Genomic DNA, 15,309 nt, shown 5'->3' with positions numbered 1-15,309 from the left:
AGGGGATACGCTTGAGCTAATGACGCCGCAGGGTAATCATAAGTTTAAGTTGGATGAAATGATCGATAAGAAAGGTAAGCAAGCGGATGTAGCCCCTGGCTCCGGTCATGTTATGAAGATTCCAATGGAGCTCTCAAGTGATCCTGAGTATGCGTTGCTGATGCGTGATCTGCCAAATGCGCCAGAGTACAGCAGTCAAAAATAGAAGATGCAGATCTAAGAGTCATGTATTTAGAAAAATACCGGTTCAGTAAAGCGCTGAGACCTTTCTCATTAAGTGTTGGTTTCTTTGCTTGCTTAACGGGTATTTTGATTGCAAATCTAGATGGGTATGCTGATCCTCTTACCGCATTCTTAATCATAGTTGCAGGTTTAGTTCTGCAGGTAGGCGTTAATCTGATTAATGACTTATCTGATTTAGCTCAATTAGATGATGATCGCTATGCACAATCCCGCCTCAAAATAATCCGCAATGCCTACATAGGCTGTACCTGCTTTTGCCTCGCAGCCTGTATTGGTTTATACCTTGTGTTTCAGGTTGGGCCATTGTTGTTACTGTTATTTTTGATCGGTTTAATCGGGGCGGTTGGGTACACGGTTGAACCCCTTAATTATAAAAGGCGAGGCTTGGCCGTTGTCTTGGTGTTCTGGTTGATGGGGGTAATGATGATAGTCGGTACTTACTACACCTTGTCATCAACAGTTTCTCTTCATGCTTTTTTACTTTCAATCCCTATCAGTCTATTTACTTCATTGCTGCTGTTAAGTAATGAACTAAGAGATTATGAGGATGATTTGTCTATAGGGATGGGAACCTTATCAGTTCGATTGGGATATGGAAATGCGGTCCTCCTATATAAAATTATTATCCTACTGATTTATTTATCCGTACTGCTCTTAGGGGTTGTAGGGAATTTAGTTTCTATATTGTTGCTTATTGCAAGCTTGTTTATATCGCTTTATCCCTGTCGCCTGTTATCTAAAGTTAAAGATGAACGTTATGTTTTAACAAAGGAAACAGGGCGCTCCTTTCTGGTTTTTGGGACAGTTTACTGTCTTTTTCTAGCGCTTTAAAATGAGGTCGATTACTGCATTTGGCGGTTAAAGCTATAGTGTTTCAGCGGTTGATTTATTGTCCCTCAGCTCTTCTTTTTATTCCTGCATCTTATATCTAAGTTCATATGTAACTAATACCAATGCCGGACACCGATCTTCGGTACTTTTGGTGTATACTTTGGCTCAGTTTAAGTTCTCCTAAGAGAGAGCAATGGGTGATAATTCTAGAAAGAATGTGCATTAAGTAGATGTTCTTCTAGAGTTTTCAGAACCTCATCCCTTATGACAAAAAGCCTTATTGGAGCTACCGCATGAGCGTAATCCGTCAAGATGATTTCATTAGCAGTGTTGCTGATGCTTTGCAGTTTATTTCATATTACCACCCTCTAGATTTTATTCAGGGTGTTCATGAAGCTTACCTTAAAGAAGAAAATCCAGCGGCAAAGGATGCGATGGCGCAGATCCTGATTAACTCTAGGATGTGTGCAGAAGGTCAGCGTCCGATTTGTCAGGATACAGGTATCGTAACTGTTTTCTTGAAAGTGGGAATGAACGTTCAGTGGGATTCAGAAATGAGCGTAACTGATATGGTTAATGAGGGGGTTCGTCAGGCATATATGCACCCTGATAACGTTCTTCGTGCCTCTATCTTAGCGGATCCAGCAGGTAAACGTCAGAACACTAAAGATAACACGCCAGCGGTTATCCATTACGAGATCGTTGAAGGCGATCAAGTTGAAGTACATGTTGCGGCTAAAGGCGGTGGTTCAGAAAACAAATCTAAGATGGTGATGTTGAACCCATCAGATAGCATCGTTGATTGGATTGTGAAAACAGTTCCAACAATGGGAGCGGGTTGGTGCCCACCAGGCATGTTAGGTATAGGTATTGGTGGTACAGCTGAGAAAGCGGCGGTTATGGCTAAAGAGTCTCTAATGGAGCCTATGGATATCCATGAGTTGCGTGAGCGTGGACCGCAGAACCGGGTTGAAGAACTACGTCTAGAGATCATGGATGCAGTTAACGAGTTGGGTATAGGTGCACAAGGCCTTGGTGGTTTGACAACGATAATGGATGTCAAAATTATGGATTATCCAACACATGCAGCGTCTCTGCCTGTGTGTATGATTCCTAACTGTGCTGCAACGCGTCATACTCATTTTACGCTTGATGGTACTGGCCCAGCGGTCCTTACTCCACCTAATTTGGATGATTGGCCTGAAGTGACATTCGAAGTTGGTGAGAACACTCGCCGTGTTAATTTGGATGAGATCACACCGGAAGCCGTTAAAGATTGGAAAGTAGGCGAAACGGTTTTGTTAAACGGTAAAATGTTAACTGGCCGTGATGCTGCTCATAAGCGCATGATCGAGATGCTGGATAATGGTGAAGAGCTGCCTGTAGATCTAAAAGGTCGCTTTATCTATTACGTAGGTCCTGTTGATCCTGTGGGTGATGAGGTTGTAGGTCCTGCGGGCCCGACAACGTCTACTCGTATGGATAAATTCACTCGCCAAATCCTTGAAAGTACCGGTTTACTTGGCATGATTGGTAAATCTGAGCGTGGCCCAATGGCTATCGAAGCGATCAAAGATAATGAAGCGGTGTACCTAATGGCTGTTGGTGGTGCTGCTTATTTAGTATCTAAAGCGATCACTGCTTCTAAGGTGTTGGCGTTCCCTGAGATGGGTATGGAAGCTATATATGAATTTGAGGTTAAGGATATGCCGGTGACTGTAGCGGTAAATACTTCAGGTGAATCTGTACACACAACAGGTCCTGCGAAATGGAAAGACCTGATCGCTAAACAGGTTTAATTATTACGTAGTGAGTTATAAAAAACGCAGTTCGCTGCGGTTTTTATTTTTTTATCTAGATTATCCTTATGGTCTAAAGGTGTATTAAGTTGTTCTTTAGGCCTGTTTGGGTGTGAATAATGAGCAAAATCAATTATTGTGCGTCGCAGTATGGGTATACTGTATCCAATCATTAATTTCATTCAGAGGGGAATGGAAATGAAAGCTAAATTAGCACTATTAGGTCTTGCCGCGTCTTTATCTTTTTCAGCTGTAGCAGATACAGAAGAGATGATGCAGGCAGCAGGTAAAGAACAGTTTAACAAATGTACTGCTTGTCACTCGCTAGATGAAAGCAAGAATGCTTTTGGTCCAAGTTTGATTGGCGTTTTTGGTCGTGAAGCTGCGTCTCTACCACGTTTTGCTTATTCAGATGCGCTAAGTAAATCTGGAATCACTTGGACTGAAGATAATCTTCGCAAGTGGATTGCAGGTAATGACCAATTTGTACCTGGTACTCGTATGCGTCACGTAGAAATTACAGACAAAGCTGAGCAGGATTACCTGATAGCTTACTTGAAAACTTTATAAGCCGCTGACTATTTTTAAGTTCTTGCGGTAAATAATAAGCCACTAACAGCATGTTGAGTGGCTTTTTTGTTTCTAACGGTTAGTCCTGTCACCTTTTGTTATTAACGCTAATGTTTTAGCTCGCGTCTAATAGCGCTTTTTGCGCAGCTAGATAACGTGGCATCGGACCGGCGTCTTCGTATATCTCTTCACCGTCTTCTATTCTGATGATTTTACTTCCTTGAATGTAGGGCATTTTGGCTTCTAACTCATTGAGTGCTTCATGAATAAGGCCCGCAATGACATCGGCTTTTGGTAAGTTATACATTTGAGCTAATGCGTTTAGTTTGACCGCATCACATTTATAAATAGAAAGAGTTTCTTCTTCACGGCCATTTATATTTCGAGCCCTTTGTTCCCACTCATTTAGCAGTTTTGATAAGCTTTCATTACCCATTGTTTATTTCCCCAATAAACGGAACGTACATTTTCAGTGTAGAAGCGAAAGAGGGGATTACCAGTAAACAGGTCAAAATTACGAAAAATTAAGGAATGCGCTTAAGAGGTGATCATTAAGCGCTTTTTTTTACCTTTTATTTGCTTATTAATCTAAACGGTTGTGATCTCTAAGTAGATTATTAAAGGCCGTTGGATGAATGGGTTTACTGAAGAGGTAACCTTGCAGTTGATCACATGCTTCTCCTTCTAAAAAGGCCCGTTGAGCGCTTGTTTCGACGCCTTCTGCGCATACTTTAAGGTCAAGAGTGTGTCCTAATAAAATAACTGCTTTAGCTATTGCTTCATCGTCAGGGTCTTCAGGTATATCTCTAACTAATGATTGATCAATTTTTACTTTGTTAATCGGTAACTGTTTTAAATACCTTAAAGAGGAATAGCCTGTACCAAAATCATCTAGGGCTAGGTGCACACCTAACTTTCTGAGCTCTTTGAATGTTTGAGTGGATTTAGTCTCATGTTCGAGTAAAAAGGTTTCAAGAATCTCAAGCTCGATCATCGCTGGCGGTATTTCATATTTAGTCAGCAATTCAGAGATCTGTAGAGGTAAGTCTTGTTTAGTTATTTGATCACTCGCAAGGTTGATGGCGAGTCTAAAATCTTTTAACCCTTCTTTTCTCCATAAAGCTAATTGACGGAAAGAGCTCTCCAGCACCCAATCACCAATTTTCTTTATGATGCCTATTTCTTCCGCAATGTTGAGGAATTGATTAGGGGCCACGATCCCCATTTCAGGGTGCTCCCAACGGATGAGTGCTTCAGCGCCAATGATTGTATTACCAGTGCTATCCATTTGTGGCTGATAGTAAAGCGTAAACTGTTCTTCGGTAAGGGCCTTGCGCAGAAGAGGCTCTAGCCTGATCCACTCCTCGACGCTTTCGGATAACTCAGGCTGAAAGAAAGCGTAATTATTACGTCCGAGCTCTTTTGCTTGGTAGACCGAGATATCAGCATTTTTACTCAAAGTATCAATATCATCGCCGTGTTCTGGCGCTAACGCGATACCAATACTCGCCGTCGTAAAGTAGTCATTCCCATCGAGGGTGAAAGGTTGTTCCATCGCATTTACGATCTTTTCAGCAATAGCTGAAGCATCCGCCGCATGCCCTAGGCCTTCCACAAGAATTGCGAATTCGTCGCCACCAATACGTGCGACAGTGTCATGCTTATCTAATGTCTTGGTAAGCCGTTCAGTTACTTGGAGTAATAGCTGATCTCCGTAGGTATGCCCTAATGAGTCATTAATATGTTTAAACCTATCAAGGTCTAAATGAAGCATCGCAATTTTTTCGTTTGTTTTGCGATGGGTCAGCGCATGATCAAGGCGAGCACTGAATAGGAGCCGGTTAGGAAGGTTTGTTAAAGCATCGTGATGAGCAAGATGGGATAACTTAGCCTCGGACGCTTTAACAGAGCTTATGTCGGTGACCACGCTGACATAGTGGGTTAGTTCGTTAGTATTTGGATCGTAAACCGCATTAATGTTCACTAAATTTGGAACGACATCACCATTCTTTCGGCGGTTCCAAATTTCACCTTGCCAATGTTTTTTCTGGTCGAGTGATCTCCAGATGGATTGGTAAAATTCTGGGCTGTGTTTATCTGACTTAAATAATCGGGGGCTCTGCCCTATGACCTCTTCACGTGAATAACCACAGATATTGGCATAGGAACGGTTGATATCAATAATGCGATTAGTTCGATCAGAGATCATGATCCCTTCATTGGTACTTGAAAAGGCAATACCTGCAAGCCTGAGCTGTTCAATAGTCGCTTTCTCAGGGGTAACATCCAGTAAAACGCCGTTCCACAGCTGAGTGCCATCGGCCTCCTTTTCTTGTGGAAGAGAAGAGCCTCTAATCCATCGCAGTTCTCCATTGCGATGATAAATGCGGAATTCATGACTCCAAGCCATTGCGTGGCGGCTGGTATGAATAATACTTGACCAGAGGGCTGCTTGGTCTTCTGGGTGAACTTGTTTCCATACGAGGCCAAAATCTTTAAAAGCATCTTCAGCAAGAATCCCTGTTATCTGTTTTATACCGGGGCTTATATAAGTGAACTCTTGCTGTTGATCGGCTGTTAAACGGTATTGATAAAGCACCCCAGGGACCGCATTTGTAATATTCTGTAGTAGGCTTTCAGTATTGGCTAAATGTTTTTGCGAGGTTGCTCGCTTTAATACAATTCCAATGATATTTGAGGCAGCTTCTAACAGGCTTGTATGAAAAGCGCTGGGTGTGCGTGGTTTGAAACTTGAAATTGCAATACTGCCGGTGACTTCACTCGCATCTAAACGAATAGGGTATGACCAGCAAGCTTGTATATTGAATTGGTTTACGATGGGCTTTAATTGCACCCAGCGTGTATCGAGTTTCGTTTCAGTAACGTATACGGGCGCTCCAAGAAAAACAGATGTGCCACATGAGCCCGCTTCAGGGCTAGGGATTAAACCATTTAAATGGACGATAGCGTCTTCTGGAATACTAGGAGCGCACGCCACATTTAGATGCGTGCGGCTGGGATTGAGTAGCATGATCGATGCAACGCAATCAGGTACAGAGCTCTCTATAAATTGGCAAATATCATTAAAAATTTCTGTAGGGGAGGCATCTTGTACGACTTTTTCTAACACTTGGCTTTGAAGCTTTAAAATCGCAGATAACTCATCTGGGTTTGGAATGTTTCTTATATTTGGCTGTTCAGCTAGTGCACTGTGGTTCATGAGTAAGTCTTTATTATTATGATTCAGACTATAGTATCAACTGAGTATAAATTTATGTAGTGAAAATTCTCGCCATTCAGGAGGGATTCATTAAAGTAGGGTTCAGTACTTAATTTGCCGAAATGTAATATTGATGCGGGGTTCTTCGATCACTTTTGATTTGGGCAGACTGTGTTGCCAAGCCGATTGGAGTGTGGGCCCCATCCATAGAAGGGAGCCGCTATGAAGTTGTAGTTCATGCTTTTCTCGGCTTTCTATATGCCGAAGAACAAACTTGCGGGTTGCGCCCAATGATAGACTGGCAATAATGGGTTTTTTACCGAGTTCATGTTCATTATCTTGATGCCAGCTCATGCTATCTTGCCCATTTCGATAATAATTGATCAGTGCTGAATTGAAAGTGTTTCCTGTAAGGTCTTCAATTTTACCTTTGAGCTTAATGAGTTCGGGATGCCAAGCTTCGGCTGTCATTGTTAACTTTGAGTATGAGTACTCGATACCTCCATCGCCCATAAATGCCTGCAGTCGGGGCATGTTAATGGTTTTACCAAACATAGAGATAGTCTCTTGTCGCCAATCAATATCTTTGATCAGTTGTGTTAAAAGTGACTTAGCGGTTTGCTCAGGAAGAAAATCGTCTTTAAGCCAATACTCCGGTTTACCCATAATCCATCTTGCCTATCGTTATTGAATAAGTTCACGGATAGCTGTCGTTAAATGTCGACTTATATCGATTGAATTGCTTGGGTGAGGGATACTATTGCAGGTTACAACGTCTGCGCGGAGCAGCAGTTCGTCGTATGAATTATTAGCGAAGAGTCCGTGAACGCCAATACATAGAGGTTTTGGCAGGCCTAACTCTTTTAGATGCTGAACCGTTTCTAACATCGTTTTACCGCTTGAGATAATGTCATCCAGTAGAACGGGTGTATGTTCTTTCCACTGATCTACTTCAGGTAGTGATACTTCTACGTGGTAGTCTCCATGGCGAATTTTTGAGAGCACTTGGAAGGGAACGCCGGCAAGTTTGGCAACTTCCGAAACCCATTGTTCGCTCTCGCTATCTGGGCCAATAAGGAGCGGTTGTTTTATATGCTCCTGTACCCAGCTTGATATCACGGGGGCGGCATGAACAACTCGGCTTTCTATATCGTATATTTCAGTTAATGAATGATAACGATGTAGGTGAGGGTCAAGTGTAACTAACCAATCCAAATGGTCCGACAGTAATTTAGCAAAAGGCCGGGAGGTAACACATTCACCTGATTTAAATTGTTTATCTTGGCGCATATAAGGCAAATAGGGCGTAACTAACCCAATACGTTTTACACCCAATTCTTTTAATATATTGCTTAGAAAGATCAAACGTAGAATTTTGTTGTTAGGCTGAAACAAGTTACAAAAGATAATTACAGATCGTGCTTCACAATCACTTAAGACGCGTAGATAGCTTTCCCCATCAGGAAAACTGCGAGTATCTAGCTCTCCTATCTCCGCTGACAGTTGCTGTGCTATTTGTTCGGCTAGGAGAGGATCCGAATCTAAGTTGAATAAAATAGGCTGCATTCTTATGTTTCCTTATCCGTTGATAGTTGAATAATATCTAAGTGCTCTTCTAAGTATTCAACGGCATAACTTAACTCACCAGAGCTCTCTGCATGTATAGTCATCAGGGGGTGGTTAGCGATGATGCAGTCTCCAATTTTACAATGCATATCAACGCCGGCTGCTAAGTCTGCGGGAGCGCCAGCTAATTTAGCGACTTTGGCAAGCTTCCTATTATCAATGTACTTAACAGTGCCGTTTTTATGTGCAATAAATTCATACCGATAGGGTGCAATCGGAGGTGTTTTAAGGCCGCCTTGGGCGATACAGATTGATTGGAATTTCTCCCATGCTGCACCGGAATCAAGTAACTTTAGCGCTTCCTTATGTCCTTCGCCTTCAGGAAAACCTTGTACCATCTCTAAAATTGCGCCAGCGACTTCAGCTGATCTTTGTCGAAGGTCTTGTGGCATATTGGGGCTATTTTGAAGGACGTCTAATATATCCCGTGCTTCCAATGACGGTCCTATTCCACGCCCTACCGGTTGGCTTCCATCGGTGAAAAGTACCTTGATATGCAGCCCGAGTGCTTTAGCGACCGCCTTGAAATTATTCGATAGCATTTCAGCGGCTTCGTCGCTGCGAACTTTTGCGGTAGGACCCACTGGGATATCAATTACAACATGTGTTGCGCCAGCCGAGATCTTCTTTGAAAGAACAGAAGCTATTAACTGACCTTCGCCATCAATATCTAATGCGCGTTCGACCTGGATCAATAGATCATCAGAGGGAGACAGTTTTACTGAGCCGCCCCACGCAAGGCAGCCCCCTTCTTGCTCGACGACGGAGCGTATTTTTTCCAAGCTTAAACTTACATTGGTTAACGCCTCCATAGTATCAGCGGTTCCTGCAGGGGAGGTGATTGCCCGTGAAGAGGTTTTAGGCATAGTAAGTCCGGCAGCGGCTAGAATAGAAACTAAAATAGGGGTCGTCCGATTTCCGGGAAGGCCTCCGACGCAGTGTTTATCAACTACGATGGGCACCGGCCATTTAATGCGGCTCCCGGAGTCAACCATTGCTTGTGTTAAATGGATGATCTCTTGAATGGTTAAATTGTTGCCGCCGCAGGCTGTGATAAATGCGGCTAAATGTACATCAGCATATCTTCCCGCAACAATGTCGTTGGTAATCTCCTGAAGTTGTTCTTTACTGAGCTCATTGCCGTAGACTTTTGCTCTAATATAAGAGAGTGATTGCACAGGTTTAGGGTGTGATAGCCATACTGAACAGTTTTCAGTAAGCGCTAGTTTCTCCCACGCAGCTTCTGAAAAACCTACTTCGCCTGGCTTCAGTAGTTCGCTTGTTACCATATGCAGTGTTGCAATTAACTCGTGGGTGTCTGTGTATACAAAAACACGAGAGAGAGCAGAAAACCCTTCTGACCTACAAACAGAGCTGTCTTGACGCAGGTATATGGTCAGCTCTTGATGGCTATCTAAGCCGAGTCGGCAAGCTTTTAATGGGTTTGGCCGTTCTGATGTATGCGTCATGATCAGTCTCCCTTCTATTCCAGTATATGAGGGAATTGGGCTAAGTAGAATTTTTTAGGTCAATCAATAATAGAAAAATGGAGATAAGTATGTCGAACAATATTAATAAAAAGCTTATTGGTGAAACATGTGAAGCGTGTACATCTGAGAGTTCGCCGTTACAAGATGATGAGATTATCAAGTTATTAAACGGAATTGATACATGGGAAATTCAGTATCAGGATAGCGTACCCGTGTTAATTAAAGAGTATAAATTTCGTAATTTTGTAGAGGCGCTCGCATTTACGAATAAGGTGGGTGAGATGGCTGAAACGATGCAGCATCACCCAGATATTACAACAAAGTGGGGAAGTGTTACCTTGGCATGGTATACCCATGCGATTGGAGGATTACACCGCAATGACTTTCGTTGTGCAGCAAGAAGTGATGCGCTGTATTCGTGAAGGTTAAGAGAGAGAGTTTGTAGTGAAAATATCATTGATATTTTTGGGGTTTTAATTACAAGCAGCTTAATACTGCTGTTAGAATGGTCTTTTGATTATTGCTGTTTTTGGAGTCAGGCATAAATGGAACGTAAATTTAGATTAGTTTTATCCTGTCCCGATAGAGTCGGGATTGTGGCGATGGTAAGTAATTTTATCTCAAGCCATGGCGGCTCCATATCTGATGCAAATCAACACTCCGATAGCACGACCGGCTGGTTTTTTATGCGCGTTGAGATTTGTGCAACGGCACTGCCTTTTACCCTTGATGGGTTGAAAGAGGCATTTTCACCTATTGCCCAGTCCTTCAATATGGATTGGGAGATAACCGATTCGGCTCAGCCGAAAAAAGTTATCTTAATGGCAAGTAAAGAATCTCACTGTTTAGCAGACCTTTTATATCGATATCATGAAGGTGAACTGGATTGTGAAATTTGCTGTGTTATTTCCAATCATGATGACTTACGCAGTATGGTGGAATGGCATAACGTTCCATACCATCACGTACCTGTAGATAAAAAAAATAAGCAGCCTCACTTTGATGAAGTCAGCCGGTTAATTCGAGAGAATGAGGCTGATGTTGTCGTACTTGCTCGCTATATGCAGATTTTACCAGCAGATACCTGCGCTGCTTATTCTCATCGTATTATCAATATTCATCATAGCTTTTTACCCTCCTTTGCAGGAGCTAAGCCGTATCACCAAGCACACGAACGCGGGGTTAAGTTGATAGGTGCTACCTGTCATTTTGTTACCGAAGAACTCGATGCAGGTCCGATTATCGATCAAGATGTCATCCGGATTACCCACCGTGATATGCCAGAAGATATGGTAAGACTGGGTCGTGATGTAGAGAAAACGGTGTTATCACGTGGTCTACGCTGGCATTTAGAAGACAGGGTGCTAGTTCAAGGTAATAAAACAGTGGTTTTTAATTAACCTAATGCTATTGGTCTAATACTATTGCGGGCTGAGTCGGTTAGGTGTAATTATACAAGTGACTCTGGGTATATATTCATCGTCATAATGATTTTTGTTTGCCCCGGTATTTTATTGTCAGGTAGATATCTACCGGCCATGGAGGAATGGTAATGTTACGATCTGTTAAAGCTCAGGATTACATGTGTAATGATTTGATTACGTTTACACCTGAAACTGATCTGTTTGATGCAATTAATCAGCTTTTATCGTACAAAATTACAGGTGCCCCTGTTGTTGATAAAAATGGCTGTTTAGTTGGTTTGATGTCTGAAGTCGATTGCTTGAAGGCGATTCTCACTCTGACTTATCATGAGGAAGAGATGGGGGGCATTGTGGGTACTTATATGTCGGAAGAGGTTTATACCATCAACCATGATGCAGACATTATTAAAGTGGCTGAAGAGTTTATAAATAATAAGCGCCGTCGGTTACCGGTCGTAAAAGATGGTAAACTGATTGGCCAGATCAGTCGTCGTGATGTTTTACGTGCCGTTGAAAATTTTGCTAAAGATGGCTGAATGCTACGATAGTTGTCCTAAGCCGCGGCCTAGACTGCGGCTTTTTTCTTTGTAAGGTAAATGCGTTTTAATGAGTTATTCTTTTCCTGAAACACCTATATTACTTTATCCTTCGTTAATTCGTGAGGTAGGTGTTGAAGCGGCCGTTCTATTGACGCTCTATCGTCAGCAGCTTTCTTCAGTTAATGCTGAGGTTTCTGTAGCTGAATTGATCATCTCTCGGCAGCAGTGGCTTCTAATCGCCCCGTATTGGGATGAGGAAGCGCTAGCACAGCTTACAAACAGATTGGTTGCAGCTGATTGTATTGAGGCTTCATTTTCTGCTGATGGGCGCGTACGTATCGTGTTTAAAGAATGCTTGAGTGATGCTGTGGTAGAACAAACGGCTTCGGCGGAAGATGATCTCGAAATGGTCAGTCGCTTACCTGTAATGGAAGACATTCCTGTAATCGATACACCTCAGCCTCATGAAAACGCCCAAGAGTACTTAAATGAACCTTATCCAGAAGTGGGTGCTGATACGCCGTATTATCCAGATACGTCGGTAAGTACTTATCAGAGTACAACAGAGCCTAACCCCGGGCCGGCTCCTACGTTTGGTGGCAGTATCGGTTGGGCTAAAAAGGTAAGACAAGGCGATGAGCTTCAGGCTCTATTTCAACAGCATGAGCAACGTAACAAACAGTTGCATGGTATGGCATTAGGTTGGCAACCATCTGAAAACTTATATGCTCTGCTCCCACGGCATAATATCTCGCAAAAGTTTGCCCAAGAGTGCATTGATGAATTTGTTTTATACTGGTTAGATAAAGATAGAAAAGAGACCAATTGGGATCAGAAATTTTTAGGTTGGGTCAAGCGAGAATGGGTTAAAAAACAGACTCAGGAAGGCCGACAAAAAAGAATGAATAACGAACAAAAAGCAGGTTTTAGCCATGAAGACCCCCGCAGAGATACTCGCGAAAAGCGTAAACGGGTTACCGCAGCAGTCATGGACATCAAAGACACCGACTGGTGAAAATGCCCAGCAGAGCCAGAATGCCAATTTAAGCGTTGAAGTTAAAACCTTTGTAAACATGATATTTGCCCGCTTTATGGCAATTTATGGGCATAAGTTTAAAAGCTGCTTCGAAACCCAAGACGAGATACGTATAGCTAAACGTGAATGGGCGTTAAGTTTAGATGGATATTCAGAAGCTGAGCTGGTGGCTGCGATTGATTATTGCAAAGAGCATAGCGCTTGGATGCCCACTATTTCAGAATTCATTAAGGTCTTACGAAATTTAACAGGTGATCACGGGTTACCTGTAGCGAAGCATGCTTACGAAGAGGCGTGTAACTTCTCTGATAGCGCGTCGCGCCATCACTGGACGCATCCAGCTATATATCATGCTGGGAAGGCGACAGGTTGGTTTAGGTTACGTACTGAGGATGAGGCGGATGTTTACCCAGATTTCCGTTATAACTATGACGTACTGTGCCGTCGGGTGAGAGCCGGGGAGACAATGGATTCTCCAGTGCCCGTAGCGTTACCAGATAAAAGCGATAATGCTTTGTTCCTTTTTATTCAAAGCTGGGGCGAAGAGAATAACCTGAAACCTGAAATCGCGAGTAAGTGGTTGTTTTATTTAACTAAACCTAAAGGCTCGCAAGTGCGTAAACGTTTTCAAACACAGGCTCAAGTAGACGCGAGCGCAATGGGTATTACGCTGCCCGATGATTATCAATAGTTAAGAGTGCTTGTTATTAAACGTATAATGGATAGCTGCTTATCGCTGAGCAGCCATGTCCAGTGTTTGATCTATACCGATAAAATGAGGCTGAATTGGCTAAGTAAGGTTTCTAGGTAAAGCGAAAAGCTTGTCTATACTATGTTTTATAGCCATAGGAGCATAGTGTGAAACTCATTAGTATTTTGTGTTTGTTGTTCTTTACCTCCCCCAGTTTTGCCGTAGACACGGTTCGTTATAATCTCTCGTTACAATACCCTGATCCCAAACAGCAATATTACATAGATATTCTTGAACTTGCGTTAGACGCTTCAGTAGACACCTTTGGTGAGTATGAATTACTTGCAGTAAACATCGAAATGCCGCAGGGACGTGCATCTACGGTGCTTGAGTTAAATGAAGTTATTGATGTTACTTGGCGAATGACAACTGTTGAGTTAGAACAGCGATTAAAAGCCGTGCCAGTACCTTTGCTGAGAGGGCTAATGGGCTATCGAATTGGCATTATTCGTAAAGGGGAGCAAGAAAACTTCCCTGCAAATATCACGGCAGAGCAACTAAGGAATATTGTTATCGGTCAGGGACATGATTGGCCTGATAGCATTATTCTACGCCATAATGGCATGACCGTGGTTGAAGGCTTAGAGCATACAATGTTTACTATGCTTAGACTAAAGCGTTTCGATTTTTTCCTAAGAGCTCTGAACGAGCCGTGGGTAGAGGTAGCTGATAAACCTCATTTAGTTGTTGAGAAGAATATTCTGGTTCAGTACTCGGCACCAATTTTTTTCTTTGTTAATCGAAATAACTTAAGACTTCATGAGCGATTAACTGTGGGATTGAATATAGCTATAGATGATGGTCGTTTTCAGCGTTTGTTCGAAGGACATCCTGTTACTGCAAATATGATTTCAAATGCCAAGCTTAAGCAGCGCAAGGTGTTTAAACTATTCAACCCATTGTTGTCGGTAGAAACGAAAAAGCTTCAGGAAGACAAATGGTTGTGGTACTAACTATTGTGCTTACGGTGATACTTATTATGATAATAGTTAATAGCACTTAATGTTAGCTTGTGTTCTACGTTTTGTAATCAGCCGCTTCTAGCCCGTGCTTTTTGAGCAGCTTGTAAAAGTCTGTTCGGTTTCGCCCTGCTATTTTTGCCGCTTGGGTAACATTCCCTTCAGTTATCTGAAGGACCTTTCCTAGATAGCGTTTTTCAAATTCTGCCCGTGCATCATTAAAGTTTGCAATGACCTGTTCTTGGTTCGCTAGCGCTCGATGTATTGCAGAATCAGAAATAACGGGAGTGGTGCTAAGAGCGGTAACTTTTTCAATCACGTTTTCTAATTGACGAACATTTCCCGGCCAAGAGGCTTGAGCCAATACTTGGAGCGCTGCACTTGAAATGCTTTTGACACGTGGGTTATGGCGAAGAGCGGCCTGTTCAACAAAATAACGAGCGAGTGGCGGAATATCCTCAGGCCTCTCTTTCAGCGGAGGTAGATGAAGATTAACAACGTTTAGGCGATAGAAAAGATCTTCACGAAAACTGCTCTCTTGCATCGCTTGTTCTAAGTCTCTATGGGTTGCAGAGATAACGCGCACATCCACAGGGATACTTTCAGTGCTGCCAACGGGGCGGATTTGACGTTCCTGTAATACCCTGAGGAGCTTCACTTGTAGGCTGGTGGGCATATCCCCAATTTCATCGAGAAAAAGGGTGCCTCCATTTGCGGCCTGAAACAGTCCTTCGTGCTTATTAACAGCGCCAGTGAAGGCCCCTTTGGTATGGCCAAAAAGCTCTGATTCTAATAATTGTTCAGGTAGAGCTCCGCAGTTA

At 42.7% G+C, this 15,309-nt stretch carries 16 protein-coding genes; 10 read left to right on the top strand and 6 right to left on the bottom strand.

Features of this window, described 5'->3' with window-relative positions:
• From B4K11_RS11330 to B4K11_RS11315, 4 genes are all read left to right on the top strand, one after another.
• The coding region (locus B4K11_RS11330) for a U32 family peptidase C-terminal domain-containing protein (RefSeq protein WP_292959383.1) at nt 1-205 on the top strand (205 nt) is incomplete at its 5' end.
• A gap of 20 nt (nt 206-225) precedes the next feature.
• Nucleotides 226-1,074, top strand: a complete 849-nt coding sequence (locus B4K11_RS11325) for a prenyltransferase (protein WP_292952655.1) — start codon at nt 226-228, stop codon at nt 1,072-1,074.
• A 293-nt stretch (nt 1,075-1,367) separates the two neighbouring features.
• On the top strand, nt 1,368-2,873 hold the full coding sequence (locus B4K11_RS11320) for a fumarate hydratase (protein WP_292952658.1): 1,506 nt from the start codon (nt 1,368-1,370) through the stop codon (nt 2,871-2,873).
• Between the two features lie 198 nt (nt 2,874-3,071).
• Complete coding sequence (locus B4K11_RS11315) at nt 3,072-3,443, top strand: c-type cytochrome (protein ID WP_292952661.1); 372 nt, start codon at nt 3,072-3,074, stop codon at nt 3,441-3,443.
• Nucleotides 3,444-3,558: 115 nt separating this feature from the next.
• On the opposite strand, the gene B4K11_RS11310 is transcribed toward B4K11_RS11315, so the two are convergent.
• From B4K11_RS11310 to B4K11_RS11290, 5 genes are all read right to left on the bottom strand, one after another.
• Nucleotides 3,559-3,879, bottom strand: coding sequence for a hypothetical protein (locus B4K11_RS11310; protein WP_292952664.1), 321 nt, complete (start codon nt 3,877-3,879; stop codon nt 3,559-3,561).
• Between the two features lie 147 nt (nt 3,880-4,026).
• Complete coding sequence (locus B4K11_RS11305) at nt 4,027-6,663, bottom strand: sensor domain-containing phosphodiesterase (RefSeq protein ID WP_292952667.1); 2,637 nt, start codon at nt 6,661-6,663, stop codon at nt 4,027-4,029.
• A 102-nt stretch (nt 6,664-6,765) separates the two neighbouring features.
• Nucleotides 6,766-7,329, bottom strand: a complete 564-nt coding sequence (locus tag B4K11_RS11300) for an alpha-ketoglutarate-dependent dioxygenase AlkB family protein (RefSeq protein ID WP_292952670.1) — start codon at nt 7,327-7,329, stop codon at nt 6,766-6,768.
• 18 nt (nt 7,330-7,347) lie between these two features.
• Nucleotides 7,348-8,229 carry a ribose-phosphate pyrophosphokinase gene (locus tag B4K11_RS11295; RefSeq protein WP_292952673.1) on the bottom strand — a complete coding sequence of 294 codons (882 nt, stop codon included), beginning with the start codon at nt 8,227-8,229 and terminating at the stop codon, nt 7,348-7,350.
• A gap of 2 nt (nt 8,230-8,231) precedes the next feature.
• Nucleotides 8,232-9,758 (bottom strand): thymidine phosphorylase family protein, encoded by a 1,527-nt coding sequence (locus B4K11_RS11290; protein ID WP_292952676.1) that lies wholly within the window; start codon nt 9,756-9,758, stop codon nt 8,232-8,234.
• 89 nt (nt 9,759-9,847) lie between these two features.
• Between B4K11_RS11290 and B4K11_RS11285 the strand changes: the two genes are divergently transcribed.
• From B4K11_RS11285 to B4K11_RS11260, 6 genes are all read left to right on the top strand, one after another.
• Complete coding sequence (locus tag B4K11_RS11285; RefSeq protein WP_292952679.1) at nt 9,848-10,201, top strand: 4a-hydroxytetrahydrobiopterin dehydratase; 354 nt, start codon at nt 9,848-9,850, stop codon at nt 10,199-10,201.
• A gap of 123 nt (nt 10,202-10,324) precedes the next feature.
• On the top strand, nt 10,325-11,179 hold the full coding sequence (gene purU / locus B4K11_RS11280) for a formyltetrahydrofolate deformylase (RefSeq protein ID WP_292952682.1): 855 nt from the start codon (nt 10,325-10,327) through the stop codon (nt 11,177-11,179).
• Nucleotides 11,180-11,331: 152 nt separating this feature from the next.
• Nucleotides 11,332-11,739 (top strand): CBS domain-containing protein, encoded by a 408-nt coding sequence (locus B4K11_RS11275; protein ID WP_292952685.1) that lies wholly within the window; start codon nt 11,332-11,334, stop codon nt 11,737-11,739.
• A gap of 70 nt (nt 11,740-11,809) precedes the next feature.
• A complete protein-coding gene (locus B4K11_RS11270) occupies nt 11,810-12,757 on the top strand; it encodes a DnaT-like ssDNA-binding domain-containing protein (protein WP_292952688.1) in 948 nt (315 codons plus the stop codon).
• The gene (locus tag B4K11_RS11265; RefSeq protein ID WP_292952690.1) at nt 12,675-13,469 is read left to right on the top strand and encodes a replication protein P; all 795 of its coding nucleotides are present in this window, start codon (nt 12,675-12,677) and stop codon (nt 13,467-13,469) included. Before B4K11_RS11270 ends, B4K11_RS11265 begins: the two co-directional genes overlap by 83 nt.
• 167 nt (nt 13,470-13,636) lie before the next feature.
• Entirely contained in the window at nt 13,637-14,482 is an 846-nt protein-coding gene (locus tag B4K11_RS11260; RefSeq protein WP_292952693.1) for a hypothetical protein, read from the top strand.
• A gap of 64 nt (nt 14,483-14,546) precedes the next feature.
• Here B4K11_RS11260 and B4K11_RS11255 read toward each other — a convergent pair.
• Nucleotides 14,547-15,309, bottom strand: a 763-nt coding sequence (locus tag B4K11_RS11255) for a sigma 54-interacting transcriptional regulator (RefSeq protein WP_292959382.1), incomplete at its 5' end; no start/stop codon positions are given.

The organism is Neptuniibacter sp. UBA6509 (assembly GCA_002435145.1).
Taxonomy (GTDB): Bacteria; Pseudomonadota; Gammaproteobacteria; order Pseudomonadales; family Balneatricaceae; genus Neptuniibacter.
This window is presented reverse-complemented; position numbering and strand designations above follow the sequence as displayed.

Coding starts and splice junctions, on each gene's coding strand:
- B4K11_RS11290 (WP_292952676.1), bottom strand. CDS start 9,758: ATGACGCATACATCAGAACGGCCAAACCCATTAAAAGCTTGCCGACTC.
- B4K11_RS11270 (WP_292952688.1), top strand. CDS start 11,810: ATGAGTTATTCTTTTCCTGAAACACCTATATTACTTTATCCTTCGTTA.
- B4K11_RS11265 (WP_292952690.1), top strand. CDS start 12,675: ATGAAGACCCCCGCAGAGATACTCGCGAAAAGCGTAAACGGGTTACCG.
- B4K11_RS11325 (WP_292952655.1), top strand. CDS start 226: ATGTATTTAGAAAAATACCGGTTCAGTAAAGCGCTGAGACCTTTCTCA.
- B4K11_RS11300 (WP_292952670.1), bottom strand. CDS start 7,329: ATGGGTAAACCGGAGTATTGGCTTAAAGACGATTTTCTTCCTGAGCAA.
- B4K11_RS11310 (WP_292952664.1), bottom strand. CDS start 3,879: ATGGGTAATGAAAGCTTATCAAAACTGCTAAATGAGTGGGAACAAAGG.
- B4K11_RS11315 (WP_292952661.1), top strand. CDS start 3,072: ATGAAAGCTAAATTAGCACTATTAGGTCTTGCCGCGTCTTTATCTTTT.
- B4K11_RS11285 (WP_292952679.1), top strand. CDS start 9,848: ATGTCGAACAATATTAATAAAAAGCTTATTGGTGAAACATGTGAAGCG.
- B4K11_RS11305 (WP_292952667.1), bottom strand. CDS start 6,663: ATGAACCACAGTGCACTAGCTGAACAGCCAAATATAAGAAACATTCCA.
- B4K11_RS11295 (WP_292952673.1), bottom strand. CDS start 8,229: ATGCAGCCTATTTTATTCAACTTAGATTCGGATCCTCTCCTAGCCGAA.
- purU (WP_292952682.1), top strand. CDS start 10,325: ATGGAACGTAAATTTAGATTAGTTTTATCCTGTCCCGATAGAGTCGGG.
- B4K11_RS11320 (WP_292952658.1), top strand. CDS start 1,368: ATGAGCGTAATCCGTCAAGATGATTTCATTAGCAGTGTTGCTGATGCT.
- B4K11_RS11275 (WP_292952685.1), top strand. CDS start 11,332: ATGTTACGATCTGTTAAAGCTCAGGATTACATGTGTAATGATTTGATT.